The 26,498-nt window shown below is 37.9% G+C and carries 30 protein-coding genes, 1 pseudogene and 1 other annotated feature; of the genes and pseudogenes, 30 read left to right on the top strand and 1 reads right to left on the bottom strand.

The genetic code is table 11. The annotated features are described in order from the left end of the window. Positions 1-194 precede the first annotated feature (194 nt). From CBI42_RS04955 to CBI42_RS04865, 19 genes and pseudogenes are all read left to right on the top strand, one after another. Complete coding sequence (locus tag CBI42_RS04955; protein ID WP_061590263.1) at positions 195-593, top strand: DUF1310 family protein; 399 nt, start codon at positions 195-197, stop codon at positions 591-593. Beyond that, complete coding sequence (locus CBI42_RS04950; protein WP_070478348.1) at positions 590-823, top strand: hypothetical protein; 234 nt, start codon at positions 590-592, stop codon at positions 821-823. Before CBI42_RS04955 ends, CBI42_RS04950 begins: the two co-directional genes overlap by 4 nt. Positions 824-838: 15 nt before the next feature. Then, positions 839-1,240: a DUF1310 family protein gene (locus CBI42_RS04945; protein ID WP_094753393.1), complete on the top strand. Its 402-nt coding sequence runs from the start codon at positions 839-841 to the stop codon at positions 1,238-1,240. A gap of 108 nt (positions 1,241-1,348) precedes the next feature. Continuing rightward, positions 1,349-1,750 carry a DUF1310 family protein gene (locus tag CBI42_RS04940; protein ID WP_094753392.1) on the top strand — a complete coding sequence of 134 codons (402 nt, stop codon included), beginning with the start codon at positions 1,349-1,351 and terminating at the stop codon, positions 1,748-1,750. A gap of 108 nt (positions 1,751-1,858) precedes the next feature. Further along, the gene (locus tag CBI42_RS04935; protein ID WP_094753391.1) at positions 1,859-2,254 is read left to right on the top strand and encodes a DUF1310 family protein; all 396 of its coding nucleotides are present in this window, start codon (positions 1,859-1,861) and stop codon (positions 2,252-2,254) included. After that, positions 2,251-2,487, top strand: a complete 237-nt coding sequence (locus tag CBI42_RS04930; RefSeq protein ID WP_094753390.1) for a hypothetical protein — start codon at positions 2,251-2,253, stop codon at positions 2,485-2,487. Before CBI42_RS04935 ends, CBI42_RS04930 begins: the two co-directional genes overlap by 4 nt. Before the next feature lie 15 nt (positions 2,488-2,502). Then, positions 2,503-2,886, top strand: a complete 384-nt coding sequence (locus CBI42_RS04925; RefSeq protein WP_094753389.1) for a DUF1310 family protein — start codon at positions 2,503-2,505, stop codon at positions 2,884-2,886. Further along, on the top strand, positions 2,886-3,116 hold the full coding sequence (locus tag CBI42_RS04920) for a hypothetical protein (RefSeq protein ID WP_094753388.1): 231 nt from the start codon (positions 2,886-2,888) through the stop codon (positions 3,114-3,116). Before CBI42_RS04925 ends, CBI42_RS04920 begins: the two co-directional genes overlap by 1 nt. A 15-nt stretch (positions 3,117-3,131) precedes the next feature. Next, positions 3,132-3,533, top strand: a complete 402-nt coding sequence (locus tag CBI42_RS04915) for a DUF1310 family protein (protein ID WP_094753387.1) — start codon at positions 3,132-3,134, stop codon at positions 3,531-3,533. Further along, positions 3,526-3,789 carry a hypothetical protein gene (locus tag CBI42_RS04910; RefSeq protein ID WP_094753386.1) on the top strand — a complete coding sequence of 88 codons (264 nt, stop codon included), beginning with the start codon at positions 3,526-3,528 and terminating at the stop codon, positions 3,787-3,789. Before CBI42_RS04915 ends, CBI42_RS04910 begins: the two co-directional genes overlap by 8 nt. A gap of 47 nt (positions 3,790-3,836) precedes the next feature. Further along, positions 3,837-4,241 carry a DUF1310 family protein gene (locus CBI42_RS04905; protein WP_094753385.1) on the top strand — a complete coding sequence of 135 codons (405 nt, stop codon included), beginning with the start codon at positions 3,837-3,839 and terminating at the stop codon, positions 4,239-4,241. Beyond that, positions 4,234-5,457 carry an Mbeg1-like protein gene (locus CBI42_RS04900; RefSeq protein ID WP_094753384.1) on the top strand — a complete coding sequence of 408 codons (1,224 nt, stop codon included), beginning with the start codon at positions 4,234-4,236 and terminating at the stop codon, positions 5,455-5,457. Before CBI42_RS04905 ends, CBI42_RS04900 begins: the two co-directional genes overlap by 8 nt. After that, positions 5,439-5,849, top strand: coding sequence for a hypothetical protein (locus tag CBI42_RS04895; RefSeq protein ID WP_094753383.1), 411 nt, complete (start codon positions 5,439-5,441; stop codon positions 5,847-5,849). Before CBI42_RS04900 ends, CBI42_RS04895 begins: the two co-directional genes overlap by 19 nt. A gap of 3 nt (positions 5,850-5,852) precedes the next feature. Continuing rightward, positions 5,853-6,146: a hypothetical protein gene (locus tag CBI42_RS04890; protein WP_094753382.1), complete on the top strand. Its 294-nt coding sequence runs from the start codon at positions 5,853-5,855 to the stop codon at positions 6,144-6,146. 178 nt (positions 6,147-6,324) lie between these two features. Continuing rightward, complete coding sequence (locus CBI42_RS04885) at positions 6,325-7,161, top strand: LicD family protein (RefSeq protein WP_094753381.1); 837 nt, start codon at positions 6,325-6,327, stop codon at positions 7,159-7,161. Then, positions 7,158-8,126: a glycosyltransferase family 2 protein gene (locus CBI42_RS04880; RefSeq protein WP_049493372.1), complete on the top strand. Its 969-nt coding sequence runs from the start codon at positions 7,158-7,160 to the stop codon at positions 8,124-8,126. Before CBI42_RS04885 ends, CBI42_RS04880 begins: the two co-directional genes overlap by 4 nt. Before the next feature lie 21 nt (positions 8,127-8,147). Further along, positions 8,148-10,307 (top strand): LicD family protein, encoded by a 2,160-nt coding sequence (locus tag CBI42_RS04875; RefSeq protein ID WP_094753380.1) that lies wholly within the window; start codon positions 8,148-8,150, stop codon positions 10,305-10,307. A 57-nt stretch (positions 10,308-10,364) separates the two neighbouring features. Further along, positions 10,365-11,177 carry a LicD family protein gene (locus CBI42_RS04870; protein ID WP_049487269.1) on the top strand — a complete coding sequence of 271 codons (813 nt, stop codon included), beginning with the start codon at positions 10,365-10,367 and terminating at the stop codon, positions 11,175-11,177. A gap of 39 nt (positions 11,178-11,216) precedes the next feature. Then, positions 11,217-13,807: pseudogene (locus CBI42_RS04865) on the top strand (MBL fold metallo-hydrolase). Between the two features lie 47 nt (positions 13,808-13,854). On the opposite strand, the gene CBI42_RS04860 reads toward CBI42_RS04865, so the two are convergent. Further along, positions 13,855-15,333 carry an oligosaccharide flippase family protein gene (locus CBI42_RS04860; protein WP_061590072.1) on the bottom strand — a complete coding sequence of 493 codons (1,479 nt, stop codon included), beginning with the start codon at positions 15,331-15,333 and terminating at the stop codon, positions 13,855-13,857. A gap of 124 nt (positions 15,334-15,457) precedes the next feature. Here CBI42_RS04860 and mecA point away from each other — a divergent pair, with 124 nt between their 5' ends. From mecA to CBI42_RS04800, 11 genes are all read left to right on the top strand, one after another. Beyond that, positions 15,458-16,195 (top strand): adaptor protein MecA, encoded by a 738-nt coding sequence (gene mecA, locus CBI42_RS04855; protein WP_094753379.1) that lies wholly within the window; start codon positions 15,458-15,460, stop codon positions 16,193-16,195. A 151-nt stretch (positions 16,196-16,346) separates the two neighbouring features. Then, positions 16,347-17,633: a homoserine dehydrogenase gene (locus CBI42_RS04850; protein ID WP_094753378.1), complete on the top strand. Its 1,287-nt coding sequence runs from the start codon at positions 16,347-16,349 to the stop codon at positions 17,631-17,633. A 1-nt stretch (position 17,634) separates the two neighbouring features. Beyond that, positions 17,635-18,504 carry a homoserine kinase gene (thrB, locus tag CBI42_RS04845; RefSeq protein ID WP_094753377.1) on the top strand — a complete coding sequence of 290 codons (870 nt, stop codon included), beginning with the start codon at positions 17,635-17,637 and terminating at the stop codon, positions 18,502-18,504. Between the two features lie 98 nt (positions 18,505-18,602). Next, positions 18,603-19,535, top strand: a complete 933-nt coding sequence (msrB, locus tag CBI42_RS04840) for a peptide-methionine (R)-S-oxide reductase MsrB (RefSeq protein WP_094753376.1) — start codon at positions 18,603-18,605, stop codon at positions 19,533-19,535. Positions 19,536-19,595: 60 nt separating this feature from the next. Next, positions 19,596-21,320, top strand: a complete 1,725-nt coding sequence (locus CBI42_RS04835; protein WP_094753375.1) for an ABC transporter ATP-binding protein — start codon at positions 19,596-19,598, stop codon at positions 21,318-21,320. 1 nt (position 21,321) lies between these two features. Further along, positions 21,322-23,070, top strand: a complete 1,749-nt coding sequence (locus CBI42_RS04830) for an ABC transporter ATP-binding protein (protein WP_094753374.1) — start codon at positions 21,322-21,324, stop codon at positions 23,068-23,070. 114 nt (positions 23,071-23,184) lie between these two features. Beyond that, entirely contained in the window at positions 23,185-24,444 is a 1,260-nt protein-coding gene (locus tag CBI42_RS04825) for a TRZ/ATZ family protein (RefSeq protein WP_094753373.1), read from the top strand. A gap of 76 nt (positions 24,445-24,520) precedes the next feature. Next, positions 24,521-24,656: a sequence feature (ribosomal protein L10 leader region), on the top strand. 38 nt (positions 24,657-24,694) lie between these two features. Then, positions 24,695-25,195: a 50S ribosomal protein L10 gene (gene rplJ, locus CBI42_RS04815; protein WP_045606104.1), complete on the top strand. Its 501-nt coding sequence runs from the start codon at positions 24,695-24,697 to the stop codon at positions 25,193-25,195. Between the two features lie 71 nt (positions 25,196-25,266). Further along, the gene (gene rplL / locus CBI42_RS04810; protein ID WP_001196965.1) at positions 25,267-25,635 is read left to right on the top strand and encodes a 50S ribosomal protein L7/L12; all 369 of its coding nucleotides are present in this window, start codon (positions 25,267-25,269) and stop codon (positions 25,633-25,635) included. 201 nt (positions 25,636-25,836) lie between these two features. Continuing rightward, positions 25,837-26,010 (top strand): hypothetical protein, encoded by a 174-nt coding sequence (locus tag CBI42_RS04805; RefSeq protein ID WP_000159607.1) that lies wholly within the window; start codon positions 25,837-25,839, stop codon positions 26,008-26,010. After that, a partial coding sequence (locus CBI42_RS04800; protein WP_142294086.1) for a replication initiator protein A occupies positions 26,007-26,498 on the top strand: 492 nt, incomplete at its 3' end. The genes CBI42_RS04805 and CBI42_RS04800, both read left to right, overlap by 4 nt.

Raw genomic sequence — 26,498 nt, 5'->3', positions numbered from 1 at the left:
GTTATTCTGAAACAGATCCCGTGAAAATCAAAAACGATAAAGGAGAGATAGAAGATATCGGCACAGTCCGTCAGGTGATTGAAAACGAGACAGGAATAAAGGTTTACGTAGTTGAGAGTTCAGACAAATCTTTATGGTATACTATAAGTAAATCAGTGCATGATATATTTGTAAAATAACATAAAGGAGACGTCATGAAGCCATTAAAAATTGTAGGAATCATTTTAGCTAGTTTTTTGGTTATTGTTGGATTAAGCATAGGAGGATATAAAGTAATGCAAAAAGTAGAACACGATGAGATGGCGAGAATTGTTAAAAGTGAGGAAGTCAAAAAGATTGTTGAAAATAAACTTAAATATCTAGATAGTGAGGCCTTAACAAAAGAAGGTACAATAAAATCGTATGAAATTGATATCGACTCAATTAAGCATAATCCCATGGGTGGTATTGATTTTAAAGTATATGTAAATTCAGATAAAAAACTAAGAGTGATGTATGGATTAGAGAAAGATAGCACTACCGGAAAAATTGAATATTCAGGTGGCGGCTATTCTGCTCAACTTGCAGAATTGTTAAAAAAGGTGAAAAAATGATACAAAAATATACGGAACATGATAGACAAAAAATTGCTGCTAGAGAATATACGGAGTATACGAAAGATGATCCAATTGATATTGGAACTGATAACAATCCTAATGTAATCGGCACAGTTCGTCAGGTGATTGAAAACGAGACAGGGTTGAAGGTTTATGTAGTTGAGAGTCCAGACAAATCTTTACGGTATACTATAAGTAAATCAGTACATGATATATTTGTAAAATAACATAAAGGAGACGTCATGAAACCATTAAAAATTGTAGGAATTGTTTTAGCTAGTTTATTAGTTATCGTTGGATTAAGCGTAGGAGGATTTAAAGTGATGAAACAAGCAGAACATGATGAGATGGTGAGAATTGTAGAGAGTGAGGAAGTCAAAAAGATTATAGAAGATAACCTAAAGCTGAGGCATAAAGGGGCACTTGAAGAAGGAAATATTATCCAGAATTATGATATAGATATTAATTCCATTTTTCATAGTCCAATGGGAGGGATCAAATTAAAAATTTATATAAATAATGACGAAGAATTATATGTATTTTTCACTATTAATAAAGATAAAAAAAGTGGAAAGTTAGTTAATGATGGCGGAGGAAACTCTGCTAAATTTGAAAAAATGATAACGGAGAGAAAAAGTGAGTAGACAGTATAGTGATCATGAACGTCAAAAAATTGCTAATGAAGAGTATACAAGTTATTTTGAAACATATCCCAACATGATATATTTGTAAAATAACATAAAGGAGATGTCATGAGGTTATTAAAAATTATAGGAATTGTTTTAGCTAGTTTGTTGGTTATCGTTGGATTAAGCGTAGGAGGATTTAAAGTGATGAAACAAGCAGAACATGATGAGATGGTGAGAATTGTAGAGAGTGAGGAAGTCAAAAAGATTATAGAAGATAACCTAAAGCTGAGGCATAAAGGGGCACTTGAAGAAGGAAATATTATCCAGAATTATGATATAGATATTAATTCCATTTTTCATAGTCCAATGGGAGGGATCAAATTTAAAATTTATATAAATAATGACGAAGAATTATATGTATTTTTCACTATTAATAAAGATAGAAGTAGCGGAAAGTTAGTTAATGATGGTGGAGGAAGCTCTGCTAAATTTAAAAAAATAATAACGGAGAGAAAAAGTGAGTAGACAGTATACTGATCATGAACGTCAAAAAATTGCCAATGAAGAGTATACAAGTTATTCTGAAACATATCCCAACATGATATATTTGTAAAATAACATAAAGGAGATTCTATGAAGTCATTTAAAATTGTAGTAATTATTTTAGCTAGTTTGTTGGTTATCGTTGGATTAAGCATAGGAGGATATAAAGTAATGAAACAAGTAGAACACGATGAGATGGTTAGGGTTGTCAAGGGTGAGGAAGTCAAAGAAATAATAGAGGATTATTTGAATTACATAGATGAGAAAGCTTTTACAAATAAAGGAGTAATCCAGTCTTATGAAATAGATACAGAATCTATTCAACATAACCCTATGGGGGGAATAAATTTTTCTGTTTATGTAAATGAAGATAATGAACTATATGTAAGGTATACCCTAGAGAAAAACTCGCAAACAAATAAGGTGGATTTTTCCAGTGGGGGATACTCGGGGAAATTGCACAATCTGATAAAGGAGAAACAATGAGTAGAGACTACAGTGATTATGAGCGACAAAGTATAGCAAATGAGGAGTATTCAGTCTATGAACCTAGTGATCCTCTGACTATTAAAAACGATAAAGGAGAGCTAGAAGACATAGGCACAGTCCGTCAGGTGATAGAAAACGAGACAGGATTGAAGGTTTATGTAGTTGAGAGTCCAGACAAATCTTTACGGTATACTATAAGTAAATCAGTGCATGATATATTTGTAAAATAACATAAAGGAGATGTCATGAGGTTATTAAAAATTGTAGGAATCGTTTTAGCTAGTTTGTTGGTTATCGTTGGATTAAGCGTAGGAGGATTTAAAGTGATGAAACAAGCAGAACATGATGAGATGGTGAGAATTGTAGAGAGTGAGGAAGCGAAAGAGATTTTTAAAGTGCGCTTAAAACAAATAGATCCGAATGCTCTAACAGAAAAAGGAATTATTAAATCATATAAAGTTGATTCTTTTGAACATAATCCAATGGGAGGAATAATTGTTTATTTGTATATAAATGATTCTTCAAGTTATAAAGTTAGTGTTTTCTTACATAAAGATAGTGATGGTAAATTAAGAAATGGCGGTGGGAGTAATCCACCTCTGGAAAAATTAAAGGGAGACTCAAACTGATGGATTCTATGTATAGCGAATATGAACGAAAGTTAATTACTGAAAAAGAATATGATAATACATTACAAGTTGATAATGATATTTATATAGAAACTCGAAAAAGTTCCATCAGCACAGTCCGTCAGGTGATTGAAAACGAGACGGGGTTGAAGATATACGTAGTTGAGAGTTTAGACCGCTCTTTATGGTATACTATAAGTAAATCAGCGCATGATATATTTGTAAAATAACATAAGGGAGATGTCATGAAGTCATTAAAAATTGTAGGAATCGTTTTAGTTAGTTTATTAGTTACCATTGGACTAAGCATAGGAGGATATAAAGTGATGAAAAAAGTAGAACAAGACGAGATGGTGAGAATTGTAGAGAGTGAGGAAGTCAAAAAGATTATAGAAGATAACCTAAAGCTGAGGCATAAAGGGGCACTTGAAGAAGGAAATATTATCCAGAATTATGATATAGATATTAATTCCATTTTTCATAGTCCAATGGGAGGGATCAAATTTAAAATTTATATAAATAATGACGAAGAATTATATGTATTTTTCACTATTAATAAAGAAAGAAGTAGCGGAAAGTTAGTTAATGATGGTGGAGGAAACTCGGCTAAATTTGAAAAAATGATAACGGAGGAGAAAAGTGAATAGGCAGTATAGTGATCATGAACGTCAAAAAATTGCTAATGAAGAGTATACAAAGTATTCTGAAACAGATCCCTTGAAAATCATAAATGATAAAGGAGAGATAGAAGACATCGGTACAGTCCGGCAGGTGATAGAAAACGAGACAGGATTGAAGGCTTTAGTAGTTGAGAGTCCAGACCAATCTGAAGTGTCCGTTCTTTACGAAGGTTTTAAAGCGCCAAGTGAGGATGAGGAATCCAATCTTTATGGTATACTATAAGTAAATCAGTACATGATATATTTGTAGAATACCATAAAGGAGACGTCATGAGATCATTTAAAATTGTAGGAATTGTTTTAGTTAGTTTGTTGGTTATCATTGGACTAAGCATAGGAGGATATAAAGTGATGAAAAAAGTAGAACACGATGAGATGGTGAGAATTGTAGAGAGTGAGGAAGCGAAGCAAATTTTTAGAAATAGATTAAAACGAATAGATCCTAAAGCATTTGAACCAGACGGAGTTATTAAAACTTATGCGATTAATTATGAATCTATTGCTTCCAATCCAATGGGAGGTATTATGGTTTCCATATATGTCAATGACAATAAGGATTATATTTTTAGTTTCACTCTAAATAAAAACTTTAATACGAAGAAGCTTACTAGTGAAGGTGGAGTAAATGATCCTACCATAATGAAAAAAGTAGAAGAGAGAGATAAAAATGACTGATACATATACTGACTATGAGAGATTTCAAATAGCAAAAAAAGAGTATGATAACGAGCTTGCAGTTGATAAGCCTGTTGAAATTGGTGATAATGATAACGCTAAACCCATCGGCACAGTCCGTCAGGTGATAGAAGACGAGACAGGATTGAAGGCTTTAGTAGTTGAGAGTCCAGACCGATCTGAAGTGTCTGTTCTCTATGAAGGTTCTAAAGCGCCATTTGATGAAGGATGGGAAGTGGATTGGCTTGCAAATGATATTCCCATGGCTCAAAATATTTTGAAAGGTGAAGAAGGGGTGACTTCTCAGTTGAAGGCGGCAGCATCTATCTTAGATGATATAATGTTGGAATATCCAAACGCTAAAATCTCAGTTTATGGTCACTCTCTTGGTTCTATGAATGCTCAATACGCCCTAGCTAATGTTAGGGACATTTCACGTATTTCAGGAGCTTATATCTACCAAGGCCCGAATATCTATCCGGTCTTGACCAAAGAACAGCGGCAACGTGTGGATGCGATAAAGTATCGTATTCATAATTATGTTGATGATAAAGATTTGGTTCCTATAGGTTACCCTAAAAATAGAATGGATAGTGTCGGTGTTGTAGGGATGATGCATCATGTGGACTCTGTACAACAGGTAGATTTTGTATATTCTCAACACTTGTGGGGCGGTTATGTTTTTAATGAAGATGGTAGTCTTAAAATTAAGAATGATCGTTCATCGTTTGAAAAACGGTATTCATCTGGTTTGGATAAGGTTTCCAGTGGCTTGTATTCCTATGCAAAGGCTAAAGAGGCATTGGCTTCAGGCGGTTATACGAGTGGTGAGGAACTCTTTTTAGACTCCGAACATGCCTTAACGATTTCATCGGGATTGCATGAAGTCGCAAATGCTGGTCATGAAGAGATTTGCTCCATAGTTCATAAAGCTCACCAAGAAGCAGAGAAAATAGTAGCGAGCACTTATCACGTTCCCTTTGGTTTTATTTTATCACCTACAGAGGTGGCGACAGCCTATTCTGATGGAGGAGTATCTCGTACGACAATCGTAGATGATCTTGATCATTATTTCTATCCAAAAATCAAAAAATCAGAAAAACTAGCCGAAGATTTTCAAAGTTTAGAAAAGCAAATAGCAGATGGTGTCCAAAAAAAATTGGAAGATGATAAAGAGTTAGCAGGGAATTTTAAAGAATGGATGAAAATCAAGTAATCTGGCAGGAATTAAGAACAAAGCAAAACCATTTAGATTTATTAGATGAACGCAATCGTTCTATTCGCCAACAAAGAGAAGAACAATTTGAAAACCTTCAGCAAAAACGGAACCAATTGTTGCATATGATGGAAAGAAAGTATCAGATGATGCAGCATTACCTAGGACAAGTGGACGTGGATACTACTGAGGAAAGAGCACGATTAAACCGAATAGCTTCGGACTTTAGCCAAGCAGTATCCATAGGATTTATAAGAAATCAGCGCGCTTTGGAACAAAGTATTGAAAAAGAAGAGATTGAGTATAGACGAGAACGACGAAAATTAGAAGAGGATATAGATACATTACATCGTCGAAAGACGACACTCGAACAAGAAAAAAGGAAGGGATAGCTTATGTTTGATGAAATGATTAATGATTTCTTCTCAGGAGTGAACAATAATATGATTGAGATTCAGAAGGGACTAGAACGTTTACTAATCAGTCATATCTATTCACCGATCAAATTGAATGAGCGTAATAATTTGATGTCAGATGGTGACTTTAAGATCAAAACAGAAGCTCTAGCAACAAAGACAGCACTAGGGATGATTTCTAGCCAACTCGATACAATGATGAAAGGAGCTTATTCGACAAAGGTTGTTGAGACTTTGAAGACGGAAGAAAAAGATTATGATACGATTGTGTAGAGATGAATATTCTACAATGGAAATTAGATAGGAGACTAATATAGGAAAAATCAAGGTTCGAATCACCAGTAAAATAGTGGTTTGAACTTTGATTTTTCTTAGTGTTTGATGGATTTTTAAGGCTTTTTTATGGTATAATAAAACGATATAACTCGTTATTGAACAGAAGAGGAGAGACATGAGTGATTTGAAAGCGATTCAGGCTCGTAGTCTGGAAATGGCTGAATATTTCGTCGCATTTTGTAAAGAACATGATTTGCTTTGTTATCTTTGTGGTGGAGGTGCTATTGGTGCCCTTCGAAACAAGGGTTTCATTCCTTGGGATGATGATCTAGATTTTTTTATGCACCGTAAGGATTATGAAAAATTGGCAGAATTATGGCCTCGTTATGCAGATGAGCGTTATTTCTTGTCAAAGAGTAACAAGGATTTTGTCGATCGCAATCTTTTTATTACTATTCGTGACAAGGAAACTACCTGCATTAAACCTTACCAGCAAGATTTGGATTTGCCACATGGTTTGGCCTTAGATGTTTTGCCTTTGGATTATTATCCTAAAAATCCAGCTGAGCGGAAAAAACAGGTTCGTTGGGCCTTGATTTATTCTCTGTTTTGTGCCCAAACTATTCCAGAAAAACATGGCGCACTTATGAAGTGGGGAAGCCGTATTTTACTCGGTTTGACTCCAAAATCTCTCCGTTATCGCATTTGGAAAAAAGCTGAAAAAGAAATGACCAAGTATGGTCTAGCTGAGAGTGATGGAATCACGGAATTATGCTCAGGGCCTGGCTACATGAGAAACAAGTACCCAATCGCATCCTTTGAAGATAATCTCTTCTTGCCATTTGAAGAGACAGAGATGCCCATTCCAGTTGGCTACGATGCCTATCTCAGCACTGCTTTTGGTGATTATATGACACCTCCACCAGCAGATAAGCAGGTGCCGCATCATGATGCGATTATAGCAGACATGGATAAGAGTTATAGAGAGTACAAGGGAGAATACGGAGTATGATGGGAGAAAAAATAAGCGTTATCGTTCCAGTCTACAATGTAGAAGCCTATTTGGAACGATGTGTGGAGTCAATTCTTCATCAGACTTATACCAATTTTGAACTAATCCTAATAAATGATGGGTCTACTGATTCTAGTGGAAAGATCTGTGATGATTTAGCAAATCAGTATGAGAATATCAAGGTTTACCATATCGAAAATGCTGGTGTTTCTAATGCAAGAAATCTTGGAATTCAGCTAGCGACAGGTGCTTGGATAACTTTTATTGATAGCGATGATTTCGTCACCAATGATTATCTAGCTACTTTAGCTAGTGCAGTTGAGGGAGAACATGTAGGTTTTGTGATTGCTCCTCTACACCATATCAAAAATGGCATTGTAACAGACCTTCCTCCACATTCTGGAAAAACAGAACTCTGGTCAACAGAAGAAACCATGAAGGAACTACTGATGACTACCAGAACGTCATTTTTTCCAGTCGCAAAACTGTTTAAGAGAGACCTGCTTGCGGATGAAAAGTTTAATACAAATTATCACCTGGCTGAAGATGCCCTATTTTTAACTGAATTGTTACTAAAGACAAGATGTAGTAGCGTATTTATTGACAAACCGATTTATTATTATGATCATCGTGAGGGAAGTGCGACAACATCTGTTAATCGGTATGCATTTGATACGATAGAAGTTTATAAGCAAATAATCGCTCAAGTTTCACAAATCTTTCCTAATTTAAAATACGAATTAATAAATAGAGAATGTTGGTCGTACATCACAGTTTACGATAAAATTATCTTTACTTCACGTGAAGAGTATCAAAAGGAGAAAGCCGAGCTGAGGACTTGGATTGTTCAGCATCGACGCGAAATATGGAAGGATGCTTATTTCACTACTTTTCGCAAGGTAGCGATCTTTTCACTTGTCATTTCTCCATGGCTATATAAGAAAATTGTTGGATTAAAAAACTAATATCATGAGAAGGAGTTGAAAATGAATTTTTCAAAATTGGATGAATACTTTGAAAAATCAAAACTATGGATTGCGTATCTATTTGTTTTTATTTCGATTTTAAGTATGAGTTCACTGGTTTATAAGATAGCAAATCCCCTCTACAAGGGATTATCAGCGATTGTAGTACTTTATATTTGCTGTACCTTATTGTTTAAGTGGAAAGAAATCACAGTAGATCGCAAATTTCTATCCTTATTTGGACTCTTAGCTGGAAGTCATCTGTTATCAGCTATTTTTAATCGCTCTGGACATTTGATTGGAAATGTGATAGAGATCCTCTTTATGGTGACCTATATTTTATTATTTACCATGTTAGAATCAGGGCAACTTAAAAAATTATTTGACTGGATTGCCTATACGGTTCAAATTGTATCTTTTTCTTCAGCAATTTTTGCGTTTGGTTTATTGGTAAGTAGAGTCCTTATCCTATTTAAGATTGGCGAACAATCTTATTACTATGGTGTTATGAATGGACGTCTGTGGGGGATTGTTAATCCAAATGCTAGTGCAATATTTTCATACATTAGCATTATTTTGGCTATGTATTTGATTCATAAAGGAAGTAAATATTCTGTCTATCTTAAACTGAATAATGTGATTCAATTAGTTTACTTCGCAACCATGCAAAGTAGAGGAGCTTTATTATCTTTAGTTTTAATGATTGGGTTTTATAGTCTCTTTATTAATGGGGGCAAGTTAGCTAAGCGATTTCTAATCTTTATTGTTTCTGCTTTACTTGTTTCTGCCGCTAATATCGGATTGAGTTATGTAACCTCTATTTACATATCCTCGGGGAAAGCGACTGTATTAGACTTAAATAAAGGACAATCTTATGCAGAAACGGATTCTTCAGTTATAAAAAAAACAGGTGAACTTCATCTAATAGAAACAACACCTAGTGGTAGAACTTATATTTGGAAAAATGCTATAAAAATGGGAAGTGAGAAACCAATTTTTGGTTATGGTGTAAGAAATGTTCCAGATTATTACACAAAATATTTCAGTAAATTTGAGATTCAAAATTCTCTTATTGGTGGAAATTTTCATAACATTTTGGTAACGATATTTGTTAGTTCTGGAATTTTAGGTTTAGTATCCTTTCTACTTCTACTAGGATATATAATTAAGCGCTTTTTGACTTATTTGATTGTTTCTAAAAAGAACTCTGAAAAGTTGATTATGATTCTTTTCTTTGGTATCTTGTTCGGTCAATTATTTGAAAGTCAGATTATGTACTCAACTAACTTTATTAATATTATCTTTTGGTTGATTATTGGTTATGGATTAGTTGTTTGCAAACGTGATGAAGGTATTCGTTATCAGGAAGTAACTGATATTAGAGAGATTCAACAGATGGAACTAGGAATCATGGAATACATTCATGAAACTTGTCAGAAAATTGGTGTTAAATATTTCCTAGCTTATGGCAGTCTTATCGGTGCGGTTCGTCATAAAGGTTTTATTCCTTGGGATGATGATATGGATATCTGTATGTTACGTGAAGACTATGAGAAGTTGCAAAACTACCTTATCGTTAACCCTGACGAACGTTACGAAGTGATGTCTTATAAAAATAATCTCAACTATGTCTATCCCTTCATGAAAGTGCAGGATAACCATACCTACTTGCTAGAAGAAGATGTTCGTATTGATTCAAATATGGGGATTTATGTAGATATTTTCCCTGTAGATGGCTACGAGAATGATGCCAATTTCAAGAACAAGATGACAAAGCTGATAAAGAAACGTCAATTGAGTTGCTATACATTTAAAGGTATCACCAATACGAAAAGTGTTCTGAATTCACTGATACGCTATATTTCAGTTATTATTTTTTATTTCACAAATACAAATAAATACGTTGCACAAATTGAAGAACTTGCTAAATCACGTAAAGTGTCAGATTATGAGGAAGTGGATTATCTTATCTACAAGGATATGAACAAACCAGTGTGGAGACGCGAATGGCTAGAACAAGTTACTACTGGAACATTTGAAGGTAAGAAATTTACTATTCCGAAAAAATATCATGAAATTTTGACCTCAGACTACGGAGATTATATGCAATTGCCGCCAGTTGAACAAAGAGTATCTCATCATGATTTTAAATTGTGGAAGATTGTTAAAAAGTCTAAATAACTGGATTGGGATTAAGAAACGTTTAAAAATATAGTCAAAATTAGGAGAATAAAACCTATGTCTGAAAGAACTTTAACTCTTGAAGAAATCAAACAAGTAGAATTAGATATTTTGAAGTATCTTCATGATCTTTGTGAACAACATCATATCAAATATTTTATTGATTTTGGAACATTACTAGGAGCTGTACGCCATAAAGGATTTATACCTTGGGATGATGATACAGATATTTCCTTAGCGCGTGATGAGTTTGAAAAACTGTATAAGGTTTTAAAAAATGAAAATCATCCCTACTACAAATTAATTTCATTCAGAGAAACAAAGGGGTATCCTTACAGTTATATGCGAGTCTATGATGTGAGGACACGTCGAGATGCTAATCTTATAGATAAAACGGTCGTATTGGGAACCTGCGTTGACATCTTTCCATATGATGGTGTCGTAACGCAAGAAAGTGACCAGAAGAAAATGAAGCTCTACAAATATTTCATTCGTCTTTCTTCTTTGAATTTTAAAGGGATTAAGTCTGAGAATGGTGGACTTAAAAATCTCCCTCGTTATATGGGGTCAGCTATTTTTCGTTTAACTTCCCCACAGATATGGAACCAAAAATTAGAGAGTCTTGCTTTGAAGTATAGTGTGGATCAAGCAACAGATCTCACTTGTACTATCTATGATTCCTATTATCCAGATGGTATAAAAAAAGAATGGCTCTATGATTTGATTGATATGCCGTATGAAAACATTGTGGTCAAGGTTCCTAGAAAATACCATGAATTACTTGTCTACGAATTTGGAGAAAACTATATGAGTCCGCCACCCATTGAGCAACAAGTGCCAGGAGGAGATAAAAATTATTGGATTGATTAGTATAAGTTTCTTATCTTTTAAAATAAAGGGGTTTTCAAGATGAAAAATAAACAGTTAATAAAATTAGTTGGGTATAGTTTTCTTGTATTCTTTCTAGCGCTGATTCAGTTATCGCAAGGAGTAGATGCAAATACTATCTCTGCAGTTCGGGCAATCGTATCCATTTCATAAATACTAAAGCAAAATCTGGGAGTGACGCCATCCTTCTGGAAAGCAATGGTCACTATGCTTTGATTGATATGGGAGAAGACTATGATTTTCCTGATGGGAGTGACCCACGCTATCCAAGTCGTTGGGGAATTTCTATGAGAAATTATCAAGTATTAGAGGATAGATTGATTCGCCACCTAGATGAAATAGGTGTTAAAAAATTAGATTTTATCATAGGAACTCATGTTCATAGTGATCATATTGGTGGAGCAGACGAAATACTCAATCGTTATCAGGTTGGTAAGTTTTATTTGAAAAAATATTCAGATGATCGAATCACAGCAAAGTGGGGTCTATGGGATAATCTTTTCAATTATGATAATGCTTTGAGAGCAGCTCAAAAACGAGGAGTTACGCTTATCCAGAATATTTCAGATGAGGATAGCCATATAAAATTAGGTGATATGGATATCCAGCTCTACAACTATAAGAATGAATATGATGCTGATGGGAATCTGAAAAAAGTTCGAGATGATAACTCCAACTCCATTGTTTCAGTAGTGACTGTGGCAGGAAAGAGAATCTATCTTGGTGGAGATTTGGATAATGCCGAAGGAGCAGAAGATAAGTTAGGTCCAGTTATCGGCAAGGTTGATATGATGAAATGGAACCACCATTATGATGCGACAATTTCAAATACGATTAATTTCCTTGAAAACTTATCACCAAAAATGATTATTCAGACAACTGGTGGAGATATTAATGTTGCTTCAACTAGAGAATACCTTCAGAAGAAAAATATTCAGGTTCTTCGTGCTGCTAGCCAAACTCAAGACGCTACTGTTTTTGATATTAGCGATAAAGGATTTGCTAATGTTTCAAATACCTTCCCTGATATCCCAGTAGTTGACGAAAAATGGTATCAAGAAGATGGCTATTGGAAATATCGTTTGTCTGACGGGGAAATGGCTATCGGCTGGAAAGAGATTGGCGGAGCCACTTACTTCTTTAATGGAAAAGGACAAATGCAAGCAGGCCGCTGGCTTCACCTTAATGACGACTGGGGAGAAAATGCCAAGGGGAATGATTACTATCTGAACAAAAATGGTAAAATGCAAACTGGTGGATGGTTCAAGCTAGATAACTCTTGGTATTATATCCAGTCGAATGGTGCTAGACGATTTAGCGAGCTCTCTGAAATTGGAGGGAAAAAATACCTTTTTGCGGCAGATGGTAAGATGCTGACAGGACACCAAGTTTTTAATGGTAAGAAGATGTTCTTTAGCGGAAGTGGCGTACTACAAATTTCAGGTAAGCCTTCAACTTGGCAAAAGATTGATTCAGCTTGGTATTTCTATGATGAGGATGGTCTAAAGACTGTCGGTAAAAAGAATATCAATGGAAGCACATACTACTTTAATCAAGAAGGTGTCATGCAAACTGGCTGGGCCTTTGTTGATGGTCACTGGAACTATTTTGCAAGTTCTGGAGCTATGAAAACTGGCTGGGTCAAGGATCAGGAAACATGGTATTATCTGGATAAAGATGGCATCATGTTAACTGGCAGACAAGATATAAAGGGTATTCGTTACTATTTGAATGCTAGTGGTGCCATGCAGACTGGCTGGAAGTGGAAAGACAATAGCTGGTACTTCTATACGAACTCAGGTGCTATGAAAACTGGTTGGTTGAAAGATAAAGAATCATGGTATTATTTGGATCCAGAAACAGGTATCATGGCCGTAGGATCTAAAGCGATTGATGGAAAAACCTATTTCTTTAAATCCTCAGGTAACATGCAAGTTGGCTGGCAGTGGTCAAATGATGTCTGGCATTATTACGCTGCATCTGGTGCACTTCAAACTGGTTGGCTAAAAGATCATGATATGTGGTATTATCTTGAATCTAAGGAAGGCGCTATGTTGGTTGGACTCAATCAAGTAGATGGCAAGCAATATTACTTTAGTGCATCTGGTGCCATGCAGACTGGCTGGAAATGGTTTGATAATCATTACCGTTACTTTGAATCAAATGGAGCCATGAAAACTGGTTGGATAAAAGACAAAGGCGTCTGGTATTATCTAAATCCTGAAGATGGTATTATGTTGGTTGGCCTTCAAAAAGTCAATGGTGATCAATATTACTTTGATTCAACAGGAGCGATGCAAACTGGCTGGAAACAGGTTGATGGTCATTGGTACTATTTCCAAGCAGATGGTTCCTTATTGAAAAATTCTACCACACCTGATGGTTATAAAGTTAATGAAGAAGGTGTATGGAGACAAGTAGTTACTGTTGATAAGCAGCAAAATCATTCTACAAACAAACAGGAAACATCTACTCTAACTGATAAATCAGACAAGATTAATAAGGCAGAAAAGCAAGAAAATCATAAAGAAATTAACTCTTCTAATTCAGAAAAACAAAAAGAGGACTCAATTATAGAGTCAAGTAGTTCCGACAAGAAAGAAAAGGAATAATGAGAAAATCCCCTGCTAGTAGAATAGTCTATTAGCAGGGGATTCTTTTAATTTCTTTTAATCTTAGCAAGTGCAAGATTGAGTGCATAGTGGAGTGTTTTATCTTTGGTAAGAAATAGCGTCAAGAGATAATAGATACCGCAAGTCGCAACAGTCAAGAGTACCATGAGTATCATATTGAGGTTGACTGTATAAGAGTTGATTTGGAAAAGAAATTTAAAAGTGAAATAAATTGGAATGAATCCGAGCGATACAATAGTATAGCGTGTTAAAGTAGTAAATATTTCTTTTAAGTCAAGCAGATGATGCTTCTTGATAAAGTAAATTTCCAGTAGAACAACTACAGTTTCTGCAATAATAGTAGTAGCAATGTAGTACTCTGGTGCAAAAATATTATTGAAATACAAGAGACTGTTGAGTAGGATATTAGCTCCGCCACCAATAAAGTAAAAGGCTGTTAAACGATTTTCGTGGTCGTTGATGAAGATAATTTGTTTACCGAGAATCAACTCAATAGCCCAAATGATAGTTCGAAAGGCGAAGACACTAGTCACAATACCAGCTTCAAGGTATTTTTCAGAAGAGTAGATGACTGCAGCGTAGTTTCCTAATACCATCATCCCAATACTGGTTGGAATGATAAGAAAATAAAAGAGGGCGGCTCCTTGGTTTAGAAGATTTTTATAAGATTCGTAGTCTTTCTTACCGAGATAGTAGCCGAGACGTGGAATACTGACGTTGATAGCTCCACTCAGGACGCTGGCAATCAACATGACGATGCTAGAAGCAATGGTATAATAAGAAATGTAGTTTTCATCAGGCCCTTTGGTGATAAACATTCTATCAAGTAAGGTGTAGAGCATATTGGCATTAGCTAGAAGCAACATGGTCAAGAGTGGCTTAGATGCTTTGATTAATTCCATGAGACCAATTTTGACAAAGGAAACTTCTCTCTTGATCCAAAGAAAACTGAGCAGGTAGTTGAGGATAGTTGTCGCACTCATGACGATGGCATAAGGAACGATATCATCTGCAGTTTTAACAAAGGTAAAGATAGCAACCAGCATGGCAATCCGAATAATCAATGTCTTGTAAAGGATGAAGGCATAGTTTTCATAAGCCTCGTTCATCCACTCGATATAAAGGAATTGGAAGAGAGCCTGGACACCAAGTATATAGTAGAGTTCTTTCAAATTTTCAATACTATTATCTAGGTAAATAAACAAAAAGTAGATACTTGTTGTAAGGACAGAAGTAATTACAGATATATAGAATAACTTGGAGAAGACATAATTAATCTTATCTTTATCGTCCTTAACCTTACTGATAGCTCGAATCCCGTAGTTGTATATTCCAAAGGCGGCTAAAGGAATGACAAAGCTAGCCCAGGTATTGGCGGTATTGAAATAACCGTAGTTGGATTTGCTGAGAATCCGCGTCAGATAAGGATTGGTTATCAGCGGAAAAACGATATTGAGAACATTGACTAGCAAGCTAGCCAGTGCATTAACTTTTATATTTTTCATTGTACTTTCTTTCTTGTATTGTAAAATGGTCTCTAGTATTATATCATATTCTCGCTTCATTCTTTTGATAAAATCGTAAAAATCTAGTATAATAGATAGAACTGAAAGTATGAGGTTACTAGCAATGAAAATGAAACAAATTAGTGATACAACTTTGAAAATCACGATGTCTTTAGAGGATTTGATGGATCGAGGCATGGAGATTGCTGACTTTCTCGTTCCTCAAGAAAAAACAGAAGAGTTCTTTTATGCTATTTTGGATGAGTTAGAGATGCCTGAGAGCTTTTTGGATACAGGTATGTTGAGCTTCCGTGTGACTCCAAAACCTGATAAGGTAGATGTCTTTGTAACCAAATCAAAGATTGACCAAAATCTAGATTTTGAAGACTTATCGGATTTACCAGATATGGAAGAATTGGCTCAAATGTCGCCAGATGAATTTATCAAAACCTTGGAAAAAAGCATCGCAGACAAAACCAAGGACGATATTGAAGCCATTCAATCTCTAGAGCAAGTCGAAGCCAAGGAAGAAGAGCAGGAACAGGCTGAACAAGAAGCTGAGAGCAAGAAAGAGCCTTACATCTATTACATCCTTTCTTTTGCTAAGTTGGCTGACTTGGTAGCTTTTGCCCAGACAGTGACTTTTGAGATGGAAACTTCTGAACTCTACAAGATGAATGAGCGCTATTATTTGACCATTTTAGTGGATATTGAAAATCATCCAAGTCCATATCCAGCGTGGCTGTTGGCTCGTATGCGCGAGTTTGCAGACGATAGTGACATCAGTCGTTCAGTCTTGCAGGAGTATGGTCAAGTCTTGATGAATCACGATGCAGTGCTCAATCTACAAAAGATTGGATAATCCTTTCTGGAAAGCTATTTCTAGATTTTAAGAAGAGCGAATCGTCTGATTCGTTTTTTCTTTTCTAGATTGAAATAGTGATCTACTATAATAGGAATTTTCACAAAATTCTGTTATAATGGCTATATTAGAAAATTTCGAGGAGACAAACATGACAGTTAAAATTGCTTTACTAGGATTTGGTACCGTTGCAAGTGGTGTGCCTTTCCTCCTAAAGGAAAATGGAGAAAAAATCAATCAATCAGCACATTCAGAGATTGAAGTTGCTAAGGTATTGGTCAAGGATGAAGATGAAAAGAATCGCTTGCTTGCAGCAGGGAATGACTTTAACTTTGTAACCAATGTGGATGACATTTTGTCAGATCAAGACATTACGATTGTAGTGGAATTGATGGGGCGTATCGAACCTGCTAAAACCTTTATCACTCGTGCCTTGGAAGCTGGAAAACACGTTGTTACTGCTAACAAGGACCTTTTGGCTGTCCATGGCGCAGAATTGTTAGAAATCGCTCAAGCTAACGAGGTAGCACTTTACTATGAAGCAGCAGTAGCTGGTGGGATTCCAATTCTTCGTACTTTAGCAAATTCCTTGGCTTCTGACAAAATCACTCGTGTCCTTGGCGTGGTCAACGGAACTTCCAACTTCATGATGACCAAGATGGTGGAAGAAGGCTGGTCTTATGATGATGCTCTTGCTGAAGCACAAAGACTTGGATTTGCAGAAAGCGACCCGACAAATGACGTTGATGGGATTGATGCAGCTTACAAGATGGTGATTTTGAGCCAATTTGCTTTTGGTATGAAGGTTGCATTTGACGATGTAGCCCACAAGGGAATCCGCAACATCACACCAGAAGACGTAGCTGTAGCTCAAGATCTTGGCTATGTAGTGAAATTGGTTGGTTCTATCGAGGAAACTCCTTCAGGTATTGCTGCAGAAGTAACGCCGACCTTCCTTCCTAAAGCACACCCACTTGCCAGTGTAAATGGGGTAATGAACGCTGTCTTTGTAGAATCTATCGGTATTGGTGAGTCTATGTACTACGGACCAGGTGCTGGTCAAAAACCAACTGCAACAAGTGTTGTGGCGGATATTGTCCGTATCGTTCGTCGCCTGAATGATGGTACCATTGGCAAAGACTTCAACGAATACAGCCGTGACATGGTCTTGGCAAATCCTGAAGATGTCAAAGCAAACTACTACTTCTCAATCTTGGCTCCAGACTCAAAAGGTCAGGTCTTGAAGTTGGCTGAAATCTTTAATGCCCAAGATATTTCCTTCAAGCAAATCCTTCAAGATGGAAAAGAAGGTGACAAGGCGCGTGTCGTGATCATCACACACAAGATTAATAAAGCCCAGCTTGAAAATGTCTCAGCTGAATTGAAGAAGGTTTCAGAATTCGACCTCTTGAATACCTTCAAGGTGCTAGGAGAATAAGATGAAGATTATTGTACCTGCAACCAGTGCCAATATCGGGCCAGGTTTTGACTCGGTCGGTGTAGCTGTAACCAAGTATCTTCAAATTGAGGTCTGCGAAGAACGAGAAGAGTGGTTGATTGAACACCAGATTGGCAAATGGATTCCTCATGACGAGCGTAATCTCTTACTAAAAATTGCTTTACAAATTGTACCAGACTTGCAACCAAGACGCTTGAAAATGACCAGTGATGTTCCCTTGGCGCGTGGTTTGGGTTCTTCTAGCTCGGTTATTGTTGCTGGGATTGAACTAGCCAACCAACTGGGGCAACTCAACTTGTCAGACCATGAAAAATTGCAGTTGGCGACTAAGATTGAAGGCCATCCTGACAATGTGGCTCCAGCCATTTATGGTAATCTCGTTATTGCAAGCTCTGTTGATGGACAAGTTTCTGCTATCGTAGCAGACTTCCCAGAGTGTGATTTCCTAGCCTACATTCCAAACTATGAATTGCGTACTCGAGACAGCCGTGGCGTCTTGCCTAAGAAATTGTCTTACAAGGAAGCTGTTGCGGCTAGTTCTATCGCCAATGTGGCGGTTGCAGCCTTGTTGGCAGGAGACATGGTGACCGCTGGGCAAGCAATCGAGGGCGACCTCTTCCACGAGCGTTACCGTCAGGACTTGGTGAGAGAATTTGCGACGATCAAGCAAGTAGCCAAAGAGAATGGTGCCTATGCAACCTATCTCTCTGGTGCCGGACCAACAGTGATGGTTTTAGCTTCTCATGACAAGATGCCAACGATTAAGGCAGAATTGGAAAAGCAACCCTTCAAAGGCAAACTGCATGACTTGAAAGTTGATACCCAAGGTGTCCGTGTCCAAGAAAAATAAAGAATAGAAGATAGGATGGGGAAACTCTCGACCAGAGGGCTTCCTATCCTTTTTTTGAAAAGAATTCGAGTTAAAAATTTGATAAAGGAGAAATAAAGATGGCAGAAATTTATCTAGCAGGTGGTTGTTTTTGGGGCCTAGAGGAATATTTTTCACGCATCTCTGGAGTGCTGGCAACCAGTGTCGGCTACGCTAATGGACAAGTCGAAACGACCAATTATCAGCTGCTCAAGGAAACAGACCATGCAGAAACGGTGCAAGTGATTTATGATGAGAAGGCAGTGTCACTTAGAGAGATTTTACTTTATTATTTCCGTGTTATTGATCCATTATCAGTCAATCAACAAGGGAATGACCGTGGTCGCCAATATCGAACTGGGATCTATTATCAGGATGAATCAGACCTACCTGCTATCTATACAGTGGTGCAGGAGCGCATGCTTGGTCGAAAGATTGCAGTAGAGGTGGAGAAACTTCGCCACTACATTCTGGCTGAAGATTACCACCAAGACTATCTTAAGAAGAATCCTTCAGGTTACTGTCATATCGATGTGACCGATGCTGATAAGCCATTGATTGATGCAGCTAACTATGAAAAGCCTAGTCAAGAGGTGTTAAAAGAAAGCTTATCAGAAGAGTCCTATCGTGTTACCCAAGAAGCTGCTACAGAGGCTCCATTTACCAATGCCTATGACCAAACCTTTGAAGAGGGAATTTATGTAGACATCACGACAGGTGAGCCACTCTTTTTTGCCAAGGATAAGTTTGCCTCAGGATGTGGTTGGCCAAGTTTTAGCCGTCCGATTTCCAAAGAGTTGATTCACTATTACAAGGACCTGAGTCATGGAATGGAGCGAATCGAGGTTCGTTCTCGCTCAGGAAATGCTCACTTGGGTCATGTTTTCACAGATGGACCACGTGAGTTTGGTGGCCTCCGTTACTGTATCAATTCGGCTTCCTTGCGCTTTGTGGCCAAGGATGAGATGGAAGAGGAAGGATATGCCTATCTACTTCCATACTTAAACAAATAAATCAGAGATGGTGGGTGCTTCCCACTTTCTTCATTTCCAGAATACGAATAGAAGGGATTTATGAAACACCTATTATCTTACTTTAAACCCTACATCAAGGAATCAATTTTGGCACCCTTGTTCAAGCTGCTTGAAGCTGTTTTTGAGCTCTTGGTTCCCATGGTGATTGCTGGGATTGTTGACCAATCCTTGCCCCAGAAAGATCAAGGTCATCTTTGGATGCAGATTGGACTGCTCCTTATTTTTGCAGTAATTGGTGTTGTAGTGGCCTTAATAGCCCAATTCTACTCAGCCAAGGCTGCGGTGGGTTTTGCCAAGGAATTGACAAACGACCTCTATCGACATATTCTTTCCTTGCCCAAGGACAGCAGAGACCGTTTGACAACTTCTAGCTTGGTCACTCGCTTGACTTCGGACACTTACCAGATTCAGACTGGTATCAATCAATTCCTGCGTCTCTTTTTACGAGCGCCTATTATCGTTTTTGGAGCCATTTTTATGGCCTATCGAATCTCAGCTGAGCTGACTCTTTGGTTCTTGGTCATGGTTGTCATTTTGACCATTGTTATTGTAGGCCTTTCTCGGTTAGTCAATCCTCTCTACAGCAGTCTGAGAAAGAAAACGGATCAACTGGTTCAGGAAACACGTCAGCAATTACAAGGAATGCGGGTTATTCGTGCTTTTGGACAAGAAAAACGAGAGTTACAGATTTTTCAAACTTTTAACCAAGTCTATGCTAGATTACAAGAAAAGACAGGTTTCTGGTCCAGTTTATTAACACCCCTGACCTATCTGATTGTAAATGGAACTCTCCTCTTCATTATATGGCAAGGCTATATTTCAATTCAAGGAGGATTGCTCAGTCAAGGTGCTCTCATTGCCCTTATCAACTATCTCCTACAGATCTTGGTGGAATTGGTCAAGCTAGCCATGCTGATCAATTCTCTCAACCAGTCCTATATTTCAGCTAAGCGAATCGAGGAAGTCTTTGCTGAGGCTCCAGAGGATATCCATTCAAAATTAGAACAAAAGCAAGCTACCAGTGATCAGGTTTTACAAGTTCAAGAACTGACCTTTACCTATCCTGATGCGGCCCAGCCTTCTTTGAGAGACATTTCCTTTGATATGACTCAAGGGCAAATCCTTGGTATCATTGGGGGAACAGGTTCTGGTAAATCAAGCTTGGTGCAAGTCTTACTTGGAATTTACCCAGCAGACAAGGGGAGCATTTACCCTTATCGAGATGGATCTAGTCCTCGTAATCTTGAGCAGTGGCGGTCTTGGATTGCCTATGTGCCCCAAAAAGTCGAACTCTTTAAGGGAAGCATTCGTTCCAACTTGACTCTGGGTTTCAATCACGAAGTAACGGACCAAGAACTTTGGCAGGCCTTGGAAATTGCACAAGCCAAGGATTTTGTCAGTGAAAAGGAAGGACTTTTAGATGCTCTAGTTGAGACAGGAGGTCGAAATTTCTCAGGTGGACAAAAACAAAGGCTGTCGATCGCTCGAGCAGTCTTACGCCAAGCTCCATTTCTCATCCTAGATGATGCGACTTCGGCCCTCGACACCATTACCGAGTCTAGGCTCTTGAAAGCTATTCGAGAAAATTTGCCAAATACGAGCTTAATTTTGATTTCTCAAAGAACATCGACTTTACAGATGGCTGACCAGATTCTCCTCTTGGAAAAAGGTGAGCTTCTAGCTATCGGCAAGCACGAGGACTTGATGAAATATAGTCAAGTTTATCGCGAAATCAATGCATCCCAACATGGAAAGGAGGGCTAGTATGAGACGACAAACTGCAAATCAAACACTCTCACGTTTGGCTAAGGATTTAGCAAGCCATCCCTTCCTCCTTTTCCTAGCCTTTCTAGGAACTATTGCCCAGGTTGGCTTATCAATTTATCTACCTATTTTGATTGGACAGGTCATTGACCAGGTCCTTGTGGCTGGTTCTTCACCAGTTTTTTGGCAGATTTTCATTCAAATGGTCTTGGTAGTCATAGGAAATACCCTTGTGCAGTGGGTCAATCCTCTTCTTTATAATCGCTTAATTTTCTCTTATACCAGAGACTTGCGAGAGCAAATCATCCATAAGCTCCATCGGTTACCGATTGCTTTTGTTGATCAGCAAGGAAGTGGAGAGATGGTCAGTCGTGTAACCACGGACATCGAACAGCTGGCAGCTGGCTTGATCATGATTTTTAACCAATTTTTTATTGGTGTCTTAATGATTTTGGTTAGTATTCTAGCCATGCTTCAAATTCATCTCCTCATGACACTCTTAGTCTTGCTGTTGACGCCACTTTCCATGGTGATTTCACGTTTTATTGCCAAACGCTCCTATCATCTCTTCCAAAAGCAAACGGAGACGAGGGGGATTCAGACTCAGTTGATTGAAGAATCGTTGAGTCAGCAGACTATTATTCAATCTTTTAATGCTCAGGCAGAGTTTATCCAAAGACTGCATGAAGCTAATGACAACTATGCAGGCTATTCTCAGTCAGCCATCTTTTATTCTTCAACGGTCAATCCTTCGACTCGCTTTGTCAATGCGCTCATTTATGCCCTTCTAGCTGGAGTGGGAGCTTATCGTATCATGATGGGTTCCACCCTGACCGTTGGTCGTTTAGTGACCTTTTTGAACTATGTTCAGCAGTATACTAAGCCCTTTAACGATATTTCTTCAGTTTTGGCCGAGTTGCAAAGTGCCTTGGCATGTGCAGAGCGTGTCTATGCTGTTTTAGAAAGTCCTGAGGTGACTGAAACTGGTAAGGAAGTCTTGACCAGTGACCAAGTTAAGGGAGCTATTTCTTTTAGACATGTCTCTTTTGGCTACAATCCTGAAAAGATTTTGATTAAGGATTTATCTATTGATATTCCAGCTGGTAGCAAGGTGGCTATTGTTGGTCCGACAGGTGCTGGAAAATCAACCCTTATCAATCTCCTCATGCGTTTTTATCCCATTAACTCGGGAGATATCTTGCTGGATGGGAAATCCATTTATGACTATAGTCGTGCCTCTTTACGTCAACAATTTGGCATGGTGCTACAGGAAACTTGGCTCAAGCAAGGGACCATTCATGATAATATTGCCTTTGGACATCCTGAAGCCAGTCGGGAGCAGGTGATTGCTGCTGCCAAAGCAGCCAATGCAGACTTTTTCATCCAACAGCTACCTCAAGGCTATGATACCAAGTTGGAAAATGCTGGAGAATCTCTTTCTGTCGGTCAGGCTCAGCTCTTGACCATAGCCCGAGTCTTTCTGGCTATTCCAAAGATTCTTATCTTAGACGAGGCAACCTCTTCCATCGATACGCGGACAGAAGTGCTGGTTCAGGATGCCTTTGCCAAACTCATGAAGGGGCGTACAAGCTTTATCATTGCCCACCGCCTGTCAACCATTCAGGATGCGGATCTGATTCTAGTCTTGGTGGATGGTGATATTGTTGAGTATGGCAACCATCATGACCTTATGTCTAAGAAGGGCAAGTATTACCAAATGCAGCAAGCTGCAGCTTTTATCTCTGAATAAGCCTTTCTACTTTGAAATCTTATGGACAAAAAAAGTTGCCTTCGGGTGACTTTTTTGTTACAATAGCTAGAAAAATTGTTCACTGTAAATTGTCTTTTAGAAAAGGAGCCTAGAATGAAAGTCTTTCAGCATGTAAATATCGTGACTTGTGACAAAGATTTCCATGTCTATCTAGATGGAATCTTAGCCGTTAAGGATTCTCAAATCGTCTATGTCGGTCAAGAGAAGTCAGAGATTTTAGAGCAAGCTGAGCAGATTATAGACTATCAAGGAGCTTGGATCATGCCTGGTTTGGTCAATTGCCATACCCATTCTGCTATGACAGGTTTGAGAGGGATTCGAGATGATAGTAATCTCCATGAATGGCTCAATGATTATATCTGGCCTGCAGAAGCTGAGTTTACTCCCGACATGACTACCAAGGCGGTCAAAGAAGCTCTGACAGAGATGCTCCAGTCAGGAACAACAACCTTCAACGATATGTATAATCCTAATGGTGTGGATATTGAACGGATTTATCAGGCAGTGAAAACTTCCAAGATGCGTTGTTATTTCTCACCGACCCTCTTTTCTTCAGGGGCAGAAACAACTGCTGAGACCATAAGCAGAACACGAGCAATTATTGAGGAAATTTTAGGATATGAAAATCTAAATTTCAAGGTTATGGTAGCACCACATTCTCCTTACAGCTGTAATCAAGACTTGCTGCAAGCGAGTTTAGATATGGCAAAAGAGTTTGCTATTCCTCTCCATATCCATGTGTCGGAGACCAAGGAGGAGTCAGGAATTATCCTGAAACGATACGGTAAACGTCCTCTTGCTTTTCTCGAAGAACTGGGTTACTTAGATCATCCGTCTGTCTTTGCTCACGGGGTCGAATTAAACGAGCGAGAAATTGAACGCTTGGTAATTTCTCAAGTGGCTATCGCCCACAATCCTATCAGTAACCTCAAACTGGCATCAGGAATTGCTCCAATCATCCAACTTCAAAAAGCAGGAGTGGCTGTGGGAATTGCGACAGATTCAGTTGCTTCCAACAACAACCTTGATATGTTTGAGGAAGGACGAACAGCAGCTCTCTTACAGAAAATGAAGAGCGGAGATGCCAGCCAATTCCCTATCGAAACAGCTCTCAAGGCGCTGACAATTGAAGGGGCTAAGGTCCTAGGAATGGAAGAACAGATAGGAAGTCTGGAAGTTGGCAAGCAAGCAGATTTTCTGGTTATTCAACCACAGGGAAAAATCCATCTCCAACCTCAGGAAAATATGCTGTCTCACCTCGTTTATGCAGTCAAATCCAGTGACGTTGATGATGTCTATATTGCCGGACAACAGGTTGTCAAGCAAGGCAAAGTTTTGACGGTAGAACTTTAAAAGAAAAATCACTAAAAAATTTTAAAAAAAGTTTGCAAAAATCTTGCATTCTTTTTTTGACTATGCTATACTTATATACGGTTTAAAAAAACTGCCTAAGACAGTAGGGGAGCTCGACTCATAAATATCCTACCGAGGACAAAACGTATCATGTAAAAAGAAGCGTATTGTACTTTCGTGTCTAGGTTTGGGCGCGTTTTTCTTTTGAAAAATTTCCCCAAGCAAAATAATAACGGAGGTGAACACACTAATGAGTGAAGCAATTATTGCTAAAAAAGCGGAACTAGTTGACGTAGTAGCTGAAAAAATGAAAGCTGCTGCATCTATCGTCGTTGTAGACGCTCGTGGTTTGACAGTTGAGCAAGATACAGTTCTTCGTCGTGAGCTTCGTGGAAGCGAAGTTGAGTATAAAGTTATTAAAAACTCAATCTTGCGTCGTGCAGCTGAAAAAGCTGGTCTTGAAGATCTTGCATCTGTATTTGTTGGACCATCTGCAGTAGCATTTTCTAACGAAGATGTTATCGCACCAGCGAAAATCTTGAACGATTTTGCTAAAGACGCTGAAGCACTTGAAATCAAAGGTGGTGCAATCGAAGGCGCTGTCGCATCTAAAGAAGAGATTCTTGCTCTTGCAACTCTTCCAAACCGCGAAGGACTTCTTTCTATGCTCCTTTCTGTACTTCAAGCGCCAGTGCGCAACGTTGCTCTTGCAGTCAAAGCGGTTGCAGACAACAAAGAAGACGCAGCTTAATCTTAAGCTACGCAGCGTAGCCTAGCTACGAAATCTATTATAAATTTAAAACATATTTGGAGGAAATAACAATGGCATTGAACATTGAAAACATTATTGCTGAAATTAAAGAAGCTTCAATCCTTGAATTGAACGACCTTGTAAAAGCTATCGAAGAAGAATTTGGTGTAACTGCAGCTGCTCCTGTAGCTGTTGCTGCAGCTGGTGCTGCTGACGCTGGTGCTGCTAAAGATTCATTCGACGTTGAATTGACATCTGCAGGCGACAAAAAAGTTGGCGTTATCAAAGTTGTACGTGAAATCACAGGTCTTGGTCTTAAAGAAGCTAAAGAACTTGTTGACGGTGCACCAGCACTTGTTAAAGAAGGCGTTGCAACTGCAGAAGCTGAAGAAATCAAAGCTAAATTGGAAGAAGCTGGAGCTTCAGTTACTCTTAAATAAGAGGCATATACCAATTAGAATTCGGAATACTATAGTATCAGCCTTTTAGAATCGTGAACACATTTTAGAAACTGATAAATTAATTTAGTTTCCTACCAAAAACCCTACCAAAAATTAATTTGGCAGGGTTTTTCTTTTTAACAAATTTATCGTGGAGAACAATTGAATATTGTTCTCCTTTTTTTATTTTCAGGAGGGAAAATGACAAAAGAATTACAATCATCACGCTATATTGTCATTTCATTTTTAGTACGTGAAATGGGAATTGATATTGTTGAAGCCATCTCTCTTATGGCAGAATTAGAAAAAAGTGGCTTGGTTCGATTGGAATCAAGTGGAGATTTAATACTCAAAGAACTAGGAGGAGCTCTATGAAACGAATTACCGCAAATCAATACCATACTTCAGAACGGTATTATAAATTACCTAAAATTCTTTTTGAGGATGAAAAATATATGGATATGAAACTAGAAGTAAAGGTGGCTTATTCTATTTTAAAAGATCGTTTAGAATTATCTCTCAGTCGTGGTTGGATAGATGAAGAAGGGGCGGTTTATTTAGTATTTTCTAATTCTAAACTGATGAAGTTGTTAGGTTGTTCTAAGTCAAAATTATTGTCCATCAAAAAGATTCTTAAAGAATATGACTTAATTGATGAAGTTCAACAGTCTTCAAGTGAGAAAGGGAGACTTGCTAATAAGATTTATTTAGGGGAATTGTCTTCTACCCCAGTAGCTAATTCAAACAGGCCTAGTGTTAAAAAAAGACTAGGGCAGGATGAAAATGAAACGGCCCCCGTCTCACATTCAGCCCCTAGTGAGACTGAAGTTAGTGAGACTAAATATAGTGAGACTGATTCTTTA

Source organism: Streptococcus sp. KR (assembly GCF_002238115.1).
Lineage (GTDB): Bacteria > Bacillota > Bacilli > Lactobacillales > Streptococcaceae > Streptococcus.
This window is presented reverse-complemented; position numbering and strand designations above follow the sequence as displayed.